This window comes from Pseudomonas sp. FP2300, from assembly GCF_030687595.1.
GTDB lineage: Bacteria > Pseudomonadota > Gammaproteobacteria > Pseudomonadales > Pseudomonadaceae > Aquipseudomonas > Aquipseudomonas bijieensis.
Map to the genome: position 1 here is coordinate 135,729 of NZ_CP117440.1, position 14,497 is coordinate 150,225.

Sequence of the window (14,497 nt, forward strand, 5' to 3'; positions counted from 1 at the left end):
GTTATGACGGTTGTTTGGAAAAAAACACTTCCTTGGCCTGATCCACCGCGATTTCGCTGCGGTAATGCTCGATCAGTTGGCGCTGGTTGAATGTCTGGGTGGATTCGACGCCAATCCGTTGATTGACTTGCTCGGGTGTTCTCAAGCGCGCGGAAACGAACGCATGAGGCGGCACCCAGCTCGTTGAGTAATGGAAATCGGCGAACCAGAGGGTCTTATTGGTTTTCAGGTCTTTGATCTCATACCGGTCGAGATAACCGCGCAGAGGGCCTTTGATGCGTTGCCGATTTTTTTGCTTGGTGATGGAAATCTGGTTTCGGTTCTTGAGCCAGAGAAGGCCGCTCATGGTCGGCGGGCGTTGTTTGATGACATTCAGTACGGTGTCGAAGCTTTCGTCGTGAAGGGTTTTCGAGGCTTTCTTGAGTGCCGTGCGTGTGGATTGCGCCAAACGCTGTTGCTCAGCCGAGAGGTCAACCGTTTCGTTTGACGCATTGTCCAGGCCCTTCGTGATCGCGATGGCGACTTTCTCCATCCGGTTGGCGTGTGCGTTCAGAATCAGTCCGATGCCGGTGGGCGACCGCTCTGGCTTTGTCGTGTATTGCTCGACCTGTGCCTTGAACGCAGCCAATCCGTCGAGCAGAGCCTTGCCCTTGGTGATGCTGGTCGCCAACACCGGGACGGCCAACGGCGTCTCAGTATTCACATGGGGCAGCCACTCGCCGGTTTCCTTGCGATGGAAGGTGGCGATGATTCGATCCGTGAGCGGATATTTGACATCGAGCCAATCGGTTTCTTCCAGGGTCTTGGTTAAACGGAGTTCGCCACTGACCAGCCCCCAGAAGCGCGCCCGGATGAATTTTTTCCTGGGCCTGGGGCGCGCCTGGTAAGGACCGGCTTCGCTTCGCCGGTTGCTTCTTTCGTCGAGGGCGCGTGCTAAATGGCGCAACGCCCGTTCTTTAAGCTGGCCGATCTGCTTGCCCAGTCGAGTGAGTTCCGTCACACGGACGCTGTCCCTGTATTCCTCGCCCACGTATTGGAGGTGCTCCTGGATGGCCGTGAACTGCTCCGTCAGGCTGCCGAATGCATCGATCTGCTCGTCCAGGCGGATCACGCTTCGTTCATTGATGGCGTCATGCAGGCTTTGAAAAGCGACGGTGGTGTTATCGACAAGCTGGTTGATGTCGGCCCAGCCTTCGGGCAGGTCGTTGAGGCTTTCCAGTGACAGGCAGAGGTGACGATACATGTCCAACTGAATGAGCCGAATCGCATCGCTCTTGTAGGCGGGCATTCTCGCCCGGTGTTTGCGCAGCAGTTCAACGCCTTCGCGCCCCACCTTCCTCAGTCTGGAAAAGCGCGTTTCCATGTAATCCAGGCGCTCGATCATATCTTCACCGACCTTGATCATGTTTTCGGCGGCATCAACGTGTGCTTGCTCCACTTGTTCGATGCTCGAGGTGGCCATGTCCACCGCTGTTCTCAGGGCCGGGGTGAATCGCTCCTGCAGGGTGCCTATCTCCTCGAACGTGAAGTTGATCTGCGCGTTCAGGTAACCGAGCCTGGCTCGAGGTGCGTCGGGCCTTGATTGGAAGACGGGCCACTGAATCAAAATCTCCAATGCTTCTTCGTAGCTTTCCCGCTGTGTTTTCAAGGTGCTCAAGTAAGCGTTGCGCCTGGCCTCCCTGGAAGAGTCGGAGGCTTGGTTCATCTCCTTGGCGTTCATGGTCAGCAGCTTCTGGTCCTGGGTTTTGCGTTCCTCGAACCGGTTCAGTTCGGCAAGCAGTTGGGTGCTGAGGCGTTTCGCATCCGCGATGACTTTTTGCCTGACGCCCTTTGACCCACTGCCGCGCAAGCGCAGGCGCGTGTCGATACGCCATTCGCCCTCTGCATCATTGATCAGGGGCGGGCCGGTGCGTGCGGGGTCGTTTTCATCAACGATGGATACCTGCTCGCCCTCCACCGTCACGTTGAACCACTGGTTGGCCATTTTTGCGTACCAGTGCCCTCCCTGCTCGTAGAGCCCTTTGAGCGCGCCTTCTGTCATGGGCTGTTCGGCGTTTTCGGGTTTGTTCACGCTGAAGGATTCAAGCAGCTCGGCGCGTTTGGCGGATTGGTCTGCCAAGGCACCGCTGGAGTGGATGGCGTCATAGTGCTCGGGTGACAGTTTTTTGTTCGTTAGAGGGGCAAGCTTCTCGATCACGAGTTCAGGTTTTGTCGGGCTTGCCGGTTCACGCACGACCTCTGGCGCCTCGGGTCGACGGCTGTCGGCGTTTTCCCTGGCGCGGTCGATGGCGTGAGTCGTGATCGCCATGGCCATGTTCAGCAGCAGGTCGACGAAGGCCTCCCACTTGGCCTGGCGGTTGGAGGCTTCGTCGCTCTGGGTCAATGTTTCAAGGTCGTCCAGAATTTGCCAGAGCCAGGCCGCGGTGCCTACGGCGGTGCCCAGGTAAGGCAGCGCCAGGTTGAGAATCAACCAGCCGGTCTGTTTGAAGGTGGCCCAACGATTTTCGCGGTTGGACACCGATTGCCGGTCGGCCAGCTCGACCAGGGCAGCGGCATTGGCTTTGAACAGCCGCGGCAGGAAGTCAGCCCCCAGGGTTTTGTCGCTCAAACCGATGGGCGCGCTATTGAGCCATGACGACACAGGGTCGACCGCAAACTCCACGATGGCCCAGGGTGAAGGCAGGGTGTCCGGGAAAACGAATCGGCTGTAACTGCCGCGTACCCCATCGGGTAGCCACGCCAGGACCGATTGGCGCAAGGAGGCCGTTTGCCGGATGGCGTAGATCAGGTTGCTGAACGACGGGTACTGACACAGCGGCGGCTCAAGCAACGGTCGATAAAGCAGGCAGGGGCCGGCATCCGGATCTTTCGGGCCGATCACGAACATGTTGGTCACGACGTCTGCCGAGGTGCTCAGTGCATGCTTGGATTCGAACGCCAGTGGGCGCAGGACGATGGGCTGCCCATCGACCTGGCGATCGGACTCCTTGGGCTCCATCAGCGCAGCGACATAGCGGTAACCCCGTTCATCGATGTCTCCCAGCCCGCGGATTTTGCTCTCCAGCGCCAGCAGGGGTAACTGGATTCGCAACTGTGAGGTGTACAGGTTTTCGCGCCGGGTTGATTCGGCCGGATCGTCGAGTAGTTGGGTTTTGATCAGCTCGGGATAAACGCGACCGATATCGACTTGGGTGATGAGGTTCTCGATGTAATTAGCCGTCATCCACTTGGGCAATGCACGGCCATTGACAGACCTGAGGGTTTTATCGCCCAAGGGAAGCGCAATCAGGTTTTGCAAGGCCAGTTCAACGAGGCTGAACCGAGTGGTTTGGATTTTGCCGGGGACCACGAAAGTCCCCCAGACGACGGGACTGCGTATCTGGATCTCGATGGCTTCCAAGTCGAGGGTCAAGGCATCGGCGTGGTCGGCCAGCATCTGCTGCTTCAGCCTGTTCAAGGCGTACTGCTTGATGGCGGGGATACCGTCCAGATAGGTCTTGCCGGCATGGGCGCTGCCCAGTGCCGAGAGGTTTTTCAGGTGTTGGGCGAACAGGAATTGGTCGGATGTCGACGCGGCCTGCAACCAATCGGGCGTCTGTTTCTCGAACCAGTCCTGGGAAGGGGCGTTACCCCGGTCCGGTCCGTCGTGATCGGCCTGTTCCCTCTCGTCGGCTATCAGGCCTTCCAGATAACCGGGATCCCCGATGACTTTGACCTGCATAGCGATCAGCCCACAGGCCTTGTGATCGAAAACATTGCCGTCGGGCTCATACAGCCGCCACTGGATTTTTGTGCGGTTGACGGTGTTCAGATGAGTCGGCAGGGATTGACCCAGCGCGTCTTGTGAATCGAACTTCTCATAACCGTTGCGCAGAGAGTACATAAGGATGACTTCTTTGCCGTCGATCTTTGCGATCAATGCCACGATCGAGTTTTCGTTCACGCGACGGACTGTATCGCCGTCAACTTCATCGATATCGATCAAATAGGCGTGCGTGTCATAGCGGTCATGGTGCTTGCGGTCCTGCAGGTCCGGGTAAAGGAACAATTGCCTGGCCATGTCGCATTCAGTCGAGGTCCAGCCCTGGACCTGGCTGACGTTCCAGATCTTGCGCAGGTTGCTGGAGAGCTCATGCCAACGAGGGCCGGAGGCGCCGAGTGAGGCATTCCAGTACGCCAGTTGTTGTTCCTGGAAAGCGGACGTCATGGCGGGCACCAGTTCGTTGATCAGCAGCCCGATCAGACTGATACGCACCGGCAGGTGCACCTCTGGGACGGTGAGGGGCAGTTGAGTCAGGAAGTGCTGCCCTTCGATCAGCAAGGTCGATTCACTCTCGCCCACGCGCTCGGCCAACATGTCGCTGAGGGATTTATAACGGGTGGGAAGCTGCACGATGTTGCCGTCGACGACGTCCCAATTAGGCTCGCCGACCACTGTGTTGTGTGGATCAAGGTCCAGCGTCGGGTACATTTTTTTGAGGGCTTGGCGCAGCAGTAGGCTGGCCACTTCCGGGGAGGTAGGCCCCGCGAGCATCTGATTGAGCACCGCATCCCGAAGGCGCGCTTCGGGTGCGGAGCTCGTGGTGGTTGTGACGGTTCTTGTCATTTGGGTTTCCCTGTCTTGTGCAATCCCCGAAACGAGTGCTTCGGGGATTGCATGCTAGGGAGGGGCATGACGGGGAAGGTGGTAACTATGTATACGCCGCCCTGCGGCGCCTCGGTTGTCTGTCACGCATTCACGTGTGTTTCTTTTGAAAGAACACCTCCCTGGCTTGGTCCGTGGCAATTTCACTGCGGTAATGGTCGATCAGTTGACGCTGGCTAAACAGCTCGGTGGATTCGGTGGTGATTTCTTGAGCGGCTTGCTCGATTGTTTTCAAGCGCGCTGAAACGAACGCATGGGCGGGCACCCAATTGGTCGTGTAGCGGAAATCCGCGAACCAGAGCGTTCTGTTGGTTTTCCGATCCTTGATCTCATACCTGTCCAGGTAGCCATAGGGCGCTTTTTTGATGCGCTGCCGGCTTTTTTGCTTGGTGATGGAAATCTGGTTGCGGCTTTTAAGCCAGATGATGCCACTCATGGTCGGCGGGCGTTGTTTGATGACATTCAATAAGGTCTCGAATCCCAGCTCATAAAGGGCTTTCGATTGCGTCGTGAGTTGAGTGCGCAAGCGCTCGGCCGATTGCCGTTGTGCTTCAGGAAGCTCCGTCGTTTCGTTTGAAGCAACCCCATTGGTCTGATCGAGCGCCTTTTGAATGGCAGCGCTGACTTTCTCCATCCGGCTCGCGTGGGCGTTGAGGATCATCCCGATACCCGCGGGTGTCTGTCCCGGCTGTTTTGTGGCGAGATCGAACTGTGCCTTGAACGTGTCCAATCCGTTGATCAGGTCGGTGCCCTTCGTGACGCTGATAGCCAGCGCAGGCACTGCGGCCGGCTCGGCGTCGGGCCTCATGTGAGGTATCCATTCGCCGGTTTCCTTGCGATGGAACGTGACGATGATCTCCCCCGTGAACGGGTTCTTCACATCGACCCAATCCGTTTCTTCCATCATTTTCGATAGTCGGGGTTCACCACTGACCAACCCCCAGAAACGCGCCCTGATAAAGGTTTTTCGAGGCCTGGGGCGTTGCTCGTAAGGAGAGCCTGCGGTTCGCTGGTTGCTTCTTTCATCGAGGGCGGATGCCAGATGACGCAAGGCGCGCTTTACGACCGTGCCGATGCCCTTGTGCAGGCGTGCCAGTTGTGGCGCGCGGACGCTGTCTTTGTATTCGCTACCCAGGTAGCTGAGGTGTTCATCGATGGCCATGAACTGTTCGGCCAGGCTGCCAAAGGCATCGATCTGCTCGTCCAGGCGGATTCTGCTTCGCTCATCGATCGCATCGCGCAGGCTTTGGAAAGCCACTGTGGCACTGTCAGCGACATGGTTGAATGCTTCCCAGGCTTCGGGCACTGACTCGACGCTTTCAAGTGAAAGGCAGAGATGACGGAACATGTCCAGCTTGATCAGGCGAAGGTCGTCGCCTGTGTAGAGCGGCATCTTTTTACGGTGCTGTCGAACAAATTCGAAGCCCTCGCGCCCGATCTCCTTGAGTTGGGAGAAGCGCGTCTCGACGTAGTCCAGGCGTTCAATCATGTCGTCGCCGACGCTGACCATACTTTCGGCCGCCGCAATGTGCTGTTGCTCCAATACCCGGATCCTGGAGGTGATCATGCTTTTGGCTTTGCTCATGGCCGGGCTAAAGCGTTCTTGCAGTGCTTCCATCTCGGCGAAGGTGAAGTCTACCTGCGCGTTCAGATAGCCGAGCCTGGTACGGGGGTAGTCGGGTCTCGACTGGAAGACGGGCCATTCGATCAGCACCCTCAACGCCTCTTCGTAGCGCTCGCGCTGGGTTTTCAACGCACCGACATACGCATCGCGCAGGGTCTCCCTGGCAGGGCCCGAGGCCTCGTCCATCCGTCTCGATTCCATGGTCAGCAGTTTCTGGCTCTGCGGTTTCTTGGCTTCAAACCGGTTCAGTTCAGTCAGCAGTTCAACCCGGCGATGTTGCGCGTCAGCAATGACTTTTTGCCTGACAGTCTTGGAGCTGGGGCCACTCTTACGCAGGCGAGTATCGATGTGCCATTCGCCATTGCGGTCACCCATGAGGAGGGGGCCGGTACGTGTGGGATCTTTCCCATCGACGATAGAGACCTGCTCTTCCTTCAGGCCCACCTTGAACCATTTGCCTGAGATTTTTGCGTACCGCTCCCCATGGTGCTCGTAGAGCCCTTTGAGCGGGCCGTCGGCGAGGGGATCTCCTGCCGCTTCGGGCTCTTTGACGCTGAATGGGTCAAGGAGCGTCATACTTTCTCTCGACCGGCTCATCAAGGCGCCACTGGAGCGAATGTTCTCGTAATGCTCGGCCGGCAGGGCTTTGCTCGTGAGCGTTGCGAGCTCTTGTATAGCCAGTTCATGTTGGGGTTTGAGCAGGCTCTCCAGTTCGCTTATCACCTCCTGTGCTTCCACCCGGCGGCCACGCTTGGTTTCCCTGGCATGGTCCAGGGTGTGGGTAATGAGCGCCAGTGAGAGATTCAGCAGCAGGTCCGCGAACACTTCCCACTTGGCCGGGCGATCGAGCATTTCGTTGTTTTGCGTCAACTTGTCGATATCGTCCAGCATTTGCCAGAGCCAGACCGCGGTGCCCGCGGTGACCCCCAAATAAGGCAATGCCAGGTTGAAAATCAGCCAACCGGCCTGTTTAAAAGTCTCCCAGCGATTTTCGCTGTTGGAGACCGATTGACGGTTGGCCAACTCGACCAGGGCATCGGCATTGGCCTTGAACAACTGTGGCAGGAAATCCACCCCCAGGGTCTTGTCGCTCAAACTGACGGGGCCGCTATTGGCCAATGACGTCAAAGGGGCCGCCACGAACGCTACGATGCTCCAGGGGGATGGCAGGAGGTCCGGGAAAACAAATCGGCCGTAATCGTCACGGACCCCATCGGGCAGCCACGCCAGCACCGATTGGCGTAAGGAAGGTGTTTGCTTGATCGTATACAAAAGGTTGCTGAACGACGGGTATTGGCTCAATTGCGGTTCCAGCATCGGTCGATAGAGCAGGCAAGGGCCGGCGTCCGAGTCCTGGGGGCCGATGATGAACATATTGGTCACGACGTCTTCCGAGTTGCCCACCTGCAGCTCGGGTACGAAGGCCAGTTTGCGCAGGACGATGGTTTTGCCGTCCACCTTGCGATCGGCTTCTTCGGGCTCCATCAGTGCCGCGATGTAGCGGTAGCCCCTTTCGTCCAGATTGCCTTGCCCACGGATCTTGCATTCCAGCGCCAGCATCGGCAGCTGAATGCGTAACTGGGCGGTGTACAAACCTTCGCGCAGCGATGATTCTTCGGGATCGTCGAGCAGCTTTTGCCTGATCAGCTCAGGGTAAACCCGACCGATATCGACGGTGGTGATGAGATCTTCGACGTACTCGACAGTCAGCCACTTGGGTAACGTGTCGTCACCGAGCGATGTGACGGTTTTGTTGCCCACGGGCATTGCAATCAGGTTTTGCAGCGCCAGCTCAACCAGGCTGAACCGGGTGGTGTCGATCCTGCCGGGAACGACGAAACTCCCCCAGACAACGGGGCTCCTTATCTCGATCTGGATGTGTTCCAGGTCGAGGCTCGACGCGTCGGTGTGTTCCGATTGCATCTGCTTTTTCAGAGCATCCAACGCATAGTCCTTGATGGAGGGAATGCCGTCCAGGTAGGTTCTGCCGGAGTGGATACTGGTCAATATCGACAGGTTCTTCATGTGCTGGGCGAACAGGATCTGATCGGATGTCGAGGCAGCCTGCAACCAGTGGGGCACCTGCTTCTTGAACCAGGCCTCGATCGGGTCGCTGTCCAGGTCCTGGCCGCTGGCAGGCGGTTGTCCGGGCTCGTAGGGTGCCCTGATTTTCGCGCCGGAGGCGCCGATGATCTTGATTTGCTCGGCGATCAACCCACAGGCCTTATGGTCGAAGATGTTGCCGTCGGGCTCATAGAGCCGCCATCGGATGGTCCTGTATCCGCGCGAATCCAGATGAGCTGGGAGCGACTGCCCCAGTGCGTGTTGCGAGCCGAACTTCTCGTAGCCGTTGAGCGTCGAGTACTTGAGGATGACCTCCTGGCTGTCGATTTTGCCGATCAGCACCACGATCGAGTTTTCATTCAAACGTGTCACTTCATCGTCGTTAACGCCGTCGACGTCGATCAGATAAGCGTGGGTGTCAAAACGGTTGTTGTCCTTGCGGCCCTGGCGATCGGGGTAGCGGAACAGGTGCATGGCCATTTCGCATTCAGTCGCGGTCCAGCCCCTGATCTGCCTGACGTCCCAGGCTCTGCGCAATGTACTGGAGAGATCATGCCAGCGTGGGCCGGATTCGCCGACTGAAGCATTCCAGTACGCCAGTTGTTGTTCCTGGCAGGCCGTCAACATGGTGGGTACCAGCTCGTTGATCAGGTTGCCAATCTGGTCGATGCGCACCGGCAAATGCACGTCGGGGGTTGTGAGCGGCAGTTGGGTCAGAAAGTGCAGCCCTTCGATCAGCAGAATGGGTTCTCCTTCGTTCGCGAGCCCCGCCAGCATGTCGCTGAGGGTTTCATAGCGGGTCTGACGCTCCACGATTTCGCCGTCGACAATGTCCCAGTTCGGCTCGCCGACCACGGTGGTATGGGGATCGAGGTTCAGCGCGGGGTACAGCTTCTTGAGGGCATCGCGCAGGAGTATGGCGGCGACCTCTGGATAGGTGGGGCCCGCAAACAACTGGTTGAGTACCGCGTCCCTGGGGTTGGCATAGGGCGTGGCGTTTGTGATCGTTGGGGGTTGTGTCATCTCAGTCTCCCGTCTCGCGATACTTGGAATTCCCGAAGCGAGCGCTTCGGGTTTTCCATGCTAGGAGGGCGTATGACTGGGAAGGTGGTAACTATGTATATGCCGCCTTACATCCCTGCACTTACTGTCCAGACTTGATCCGGGTCCAGGCTCGTGTCCGCGCGCGCTCGGCGTCCCTTGGCAACGGTTGCAAGGTGTAGAGCGTGGCCATCGCCGCCTCTGTCGGGTACAGGTTGGGGTTGTTGCGGATCGCCGGGTCGACCATGTCCGTGGCGTCCTTGTTCGGGTTCGGATAACCGACGAAATCGCTGACTGGCGCGATCACCTTCGGTTGCAGCAGATAGTTGATGAAGGTGTAGGCGTCGCCCGGGTTGGCGGCACCTTTGGGGATGGCGAGCATGTCGAACCAGATCGGTGCGCCTTCCTTGGGCAGGCGCATGTCCACCGTCACGCCGTTCTTGGCTTCCTTGGCGCGGTTGGCCGCCTGGGAGAAGCTGCCGGAGTAACCGACGGCCACGCAGATGTCGCCGTTGGCGATGTCGGCCATGTACTTGGACGAATGGAAATAAGTGATGTACGGACGGATCTTCATCAACAACGCTTCGGCCTTCGCGTAGTCCGCCGGCTTCTTGCTGTTGGGGTCCAGGCCCAAGTGCTGCAGGGCCAGGGGCAGTATCTCGGACGGCGAATCGAGCAATGCCACGCCGCACTGCTTGAGCTTGCTGATGTTCTCTTCCTTGAAGATCAGATCCCAGCTGTCCACCGGTGCGTTGTCACCCAGGGCGGCCTTGATCTTGTCCGGGTTGAAGCCGATCAGGATGGTGCCGTACATGTAGGGCACGGCGAACTTGTTACCCGGGTCGTTGGCTTCGATCAGCTTCATCAGCTTGGGATCGAGGTGGTTCCAGTTCGGTAGCTTGCTGCGGTCCAGGGGCTGGAACACCCCGGCTTCGATCTGCTTGGCCAGGAACACGTTGGACGGCACCACCACGTCATAGCCGGAATTGCCCGTCAGCAGCTTGGCCTCCAGGGCCTCGTTGGTGTCGAAGATGTCGTAGACCAGCTTGACCTGGCTGTTCTGCGCCTTGAAATCGTCCAGGGCCTTGGGCGTGATGTAGTCGAACCAGTTGTAGACGCGCAAGGTGCGCTCCTCGGCCTGGACCGCGCCGCAAAGCAGCGCGGCGCACAGGGCCGGGGCCATTAAACGCTTGAGTCTGTTCATGCTGTTATTCCTCATTGGGCGTTTTGGAAACCTTCAAGAACGTTCACGGCATTGATGCCGATTTCTGCCACCGCATAACCGCCTTCCATCACGAACAGCGTCGGTTTGCCGAGCGCCGCGATGCGCTTGCCCATCGCCAGGTAGTCCGGGCTGTCGAGCTTGAATTGCGAGATCGGGTCGTCCTTGAAAGTGTCCACGCCCAGGGACACGACGATGACATCGGCGTCGTAGCCCTGGATTTGCCCGCAGGCCTGTTCCAGCGCCGCGCTCCAGGTGTCCCAGCCTGAGCCGGCCGGCAAAGGGTAGTTGAAATTGAAGCCCTCACCTTGGCCCTCACCATGCTCATCCGCATAGCCCAGGAAAAACGGAAACTCGGCTTCCGGATGGCCGTGGATCGACGCGAACAACACGTCGCTGCGTTCGTAGAAAATCGATTGGGTGCCGTTGCCGTGGTGGTAATCCACGTCGAGGATCGCGACCTTCTTATGGCCTTGGTCGAGAAAGGCCTGGGCGGCGATGGCGGCGTTGTTCAAGTAGCAATAACCGCCCATCAAATCGCCAGCGGCGTGGTGCCCTGGCGGCCGGCACAACGCGAAGGCACTGCGCGCACCGCGCTGGATATCCGCCTGGGCGGTGAGGGCCACTTGCGCGGCGCTGTAGGCGGCCTGCCACGTGCCGGCGGTAATCGGCGCACCGCCGTCGAAGCTGTAATAGCCGAGCTGGCCGTGCAGGCTTGTCGGGATGACCGTGCGCAGGGTCCGTGCGGGCCAAGTGAAAGGCAGCAAATCGCCGTCGCGCCCATACTCAGCCCAGCGATCCCACGCACCTTTGAAAAATTCCAGGTAGGCCGGGCTGTGGATACGCTGGATCGGTCCCAGGCCAAAATCCTGCGGCGCCTCCACCGGCCCGAGTGCCCGCGCCTTGACCCGCTCCAGCACATGATCGGCCCGGGACGGCATCTCGAAACAGGGCATCAACTGCCCATCCATCAATTCGCAGCGCCCGTGGTGCAGGTGGTGATCGTCCGAGTAAATCGTCAGCATTTTTTGTTCTCCGCAAGGCTGATCCGTTTGAACACAGTCTTGCGGCGCGCGGCGTTTCAGAGAACGGCAGGAGAGGCCAAAAGGGGATCGAAATGGCCAAAAGATTTGACCGTAAATCGCCCCTTGTTGGCGCAGGTGTGCGCGGGGTTGGGGCAGAAGGATGGCTATTGCGGTTCGACGTGATCCAGTACCCGAATGAACGCAGCTCGATCAGTTGCTGATCACCTGTGGGAGCGAGCCTGCTCGCGATTGCATTGCATCAGCAACATCGCAGTTGACTGACACACCGCTATCACGAGCAGGCTCTCTCCCATTTGGACTCAAGGTGTCAGGCAGAGGCTGCGCCAACCCCCACGGTGGTCCGCAACCGCCCTTCCAACCGGCGCTTGAGCCCGCGGGATTCGATCAGCAGTTTCGAGCCCTTGCTGGCGTTTGCCCGGCCCCATTCTTCCAGCAGCTCCAGGCACGAGTGGTCGATGTAGCTCAGGTTATTGAGCGGCACATGCACGGTGGCGCCTGTCGGTATGGTGCCCAGCACTTGGGTCAACGCCGGGACCTTGAGGAAGGTTGCCGCCCCGACCAACCGCAGTTCCATCTCACCGTCACTGGGCAGGTCGATCAGGCTGATTTTCAGGCGCGAGGCTTTCCAGGCTAGTTTCGCCAGGGTCAGGCCGAAACCGATCAGTACACCGGTCAACAGGTCGGTGAAGATGATCGCCAGCGCCGTGGCGGCGTAGGTGAACATCGGCATCCGGCCATAGCGGCCCAGGCTGCGAAACGCCTTGAGGTCCACCAGTTTGAAACCGGTGTACACCAGCACACCCGCCAGGCTCGCCACCGGAATGCTTTGCAGCACGCTGGACAGCAACAGCACGAAGAGCAACAGCCACAGGCCGTGGAAAATCGTCGACATTCGTGTAGTGGCTCCGGCCTGGACGTTGGCCGAGCTGCGCACGATCACGCCGGTCATTGGCAAGGCGCCGAGCAGGCCGCAGAGCATGTTGCCGATGCCTTGCGCCGACAGTTCCCGGTCGAAGTCCGCACGTTCACCGCTGTGCATGCGATCCACGGCAGCTGCTGACAGCAGGGTTTCGGCGCTGGCGATGAAGGCCACGGCGAACGCGGCGATCAGCAGCGTAGGGTCGGCCAGGTTCAGCAGGTCGGCCGGACGCAGCCAATCAATGGCTTCGGCGAGGTTCTCGGGGACTTCCACGCGTTTGACCTGCAAGGCCAGCAGCAGGCTGGCGACGGTCGCCAGGCCTACGCCAAGCAAGGCGCCAGGAATGAAGCGCAGGCTGTGGGGGCGAAATTTTTCCCACAGCCACATCACCGCAATCGTCGACAACCCGAGCAGGCCGGCCTGCCAGCCAAAGGATGGCAAAGCCTGGGCCACCGCTGCCGGGAACGCCGCCAGGTTATCCAGCCCTGACGGCTTGGGCGCGGCGTCGAGCATCACGTGGACCTGGGACAACACGATCAGCACGCCGATACCGGCGAGCATCCCGTACACCACCGCAGGTGCGGTGACCCGAAACCAGCAGCCCAGGCGAAAGCGCCCGGCCAACAATTGCAGCAGACCGGCCAGCAGCAGGATCGGTCCGAGCATTGCCACGCCATGCTGGCGCACCAACTCGAAGACCAGCACCGCCAACCCGGCGGCCGGGCCACTGACTTGCAGCTTGGAACCTGCCAGGAAACCCACCACCAAACCACCGATGATCCCGGTGATCAGGCCTTTGGCCGGTGGCAGGCCGGAGGCGATGGCAATACCCATGCACAAGGGTAGCGCCACCAGGAACACAACCACCGAAGCCAGCAGCTCCCGTGGCAGAACAGCTTTTAATTGAGCAGCACGCATGGCGACTCTCCCGCAGTTTTCTTCAGGCATGGCGAGGCCCTACCGCGCAAACAGCGGTAAGGCTTGAACCACACGAGGATGTTTAGGAGTGGTTAGAAGCGCGCTTTGGGCGTCGCCACCGGTATCGGATGGCTGCCATCGAGCGGCAGGAAACGTCCCTGGTCCGCGTCGTAGGCTTTGATCTCGCTGGTCTCGATGTTGTACACCCAACCGTGGATGAACAACTGACCGCTGGCCATGCGCGAGGCCACCGAAGGGTGCGTTCGCAAATGCTGCAACTGCGCGATCACGTTCTCTTCGGTGAGGATGGGCATGGTTTGCTTTTCGTCACCGCACGGACAGTTGTCGTGGACCATGGTCTTGGCCACTTCGGCGTGGCGCAGCCAGGCTTTTACCGTGGGCATTTTTTCCAGGGTGTCGGGGTTGAGCACCGCACGCATGGCGCCGCAATCGGAATGGCCGCAGACAATGATGTGCTGCACGCCGAGGGCCAGCACGGCGTACTCGATGGCCGTGGAGACGCCGCCGTTCATCTGCCCGTAAGGCGGAACGACGTTGCCGACGTTGCGGGTCACGAACAGGTCGCCGGGGGAGCTATGGGTGATCAACTCGGGCACGATGCGCGAATCGGCGCAGGTGATGAACATCGCCCGGGGTTTCTGGGCGGTGGCGAGTTTCTTGAAGAGTTCTTCCTGCTGCGGAAAGATCTCGTGATGGAAATGCAAAAAGCCGTCAACAATATGCTGCAGCGCTGCATCGGCGGTTTCCGCCTCGGGTTGGGCTGAAGCCGACGCAGCCAACGGCTGTTTATCCTTGTCACTCATGATTCATCCTCTTTTTGACGGTCTGACGCCAGTGGCTGGTTAAAAAACATCCAGGTCGAGATGTTCGACCCGTCAGTCACTCGCTGAACAAGGTAGCGGCCGAAACTTAACTCAAACTGAAATCGAAGGCTCTAGGACAACGATTCCAGGGGTGGCGAAACACTGGCGCAGTTCATGTCCAGTGGCCTTTCCAA

General features: G+C 59.2%; 6 protein-coding genes. All 6 read right to left on the minus strand.

Annotation, left to right across the window (positions count from 1 at the left end; all coding sequences use genetic code 11):
* Window position 1 precedes the first annotated feature (1 nt).
* Window positions 2-4,606 (minus strand): dermonecrotic toxin domain-containing protein, encoded by a 4,605-nt coding sequence (locus PSH86_RS00605; RefSeq protein ID WP_305487139.1) that lies wholly within the window; start codon window positions 4,604-4,606, stop codon window positions 2-4.
* Window positions 4,607-4,736: 130 nt separating this feature from the next.
* Window positions 4,737-9,356 carry a dermonecrotic toxin domain-containing protein gene (locus PSH86_RS00610; protein WP_305487142.1) on the minus strand — a complete coding sequence of 1,540 codons (4,620 nt, stop codon included), beginning with the start codon at window positions 9,354-9,356 and terminating at the stop codon, window positions 4,737-4,739.
* A gap of 121 nt (window positions 9,357-9,477) precedes the next feature.
* Complete coding sequence (locus PSH86_RS00615) at window positions 9,478-10,578, minus strand: polyamine ABC transporter substrate-binding protein (RefSeq protein ID WP_109752935.1); 1,101 nt, start codon at window positions 10,576-10,578, stop codon at window positions 9,478-9,480.
* 11 nt (window positions 10,579-10,589) lie between these two features.
* Complete coding sequence (locus PSH86_RS00620) at window positions 10,590-11,621, minus strand: histone deacetylase family protein (RefSeq protein WP_116833859.1); 1,032 nt, start codon at window positions 11,619-11,621, stop codon at window positions 10,590-10,592.
* A gap of 328 nt (window positions 11,622-11,949) precedes the next feature.
* Window positions 11,950-13,479, minus strand: a complete 1,530-nt coding sequence (locus PSH86_RS00625) for a SulP family inorganic anion transporter (RefSeq protein ID WP_109752938.1) — start codon at window positions 13,477-13,479, stop codon at window positions 11,950-11,952.
* Window positions 13,480-13,571: 92 nt separating this feature from the next.
* On the minus strand, window positions 13,572-14,303 hold the full coding sequence (locus PSH86_RS00630; protein ID WP_109752939.1) for a carbonic anhydrase: 732 nt from the start codon (window positions 14,301-14,303) through the stop codon (window positions 13,572-13,574).
* Window positions 14,304-14,497: the final 194 nt, after the last annotated feature.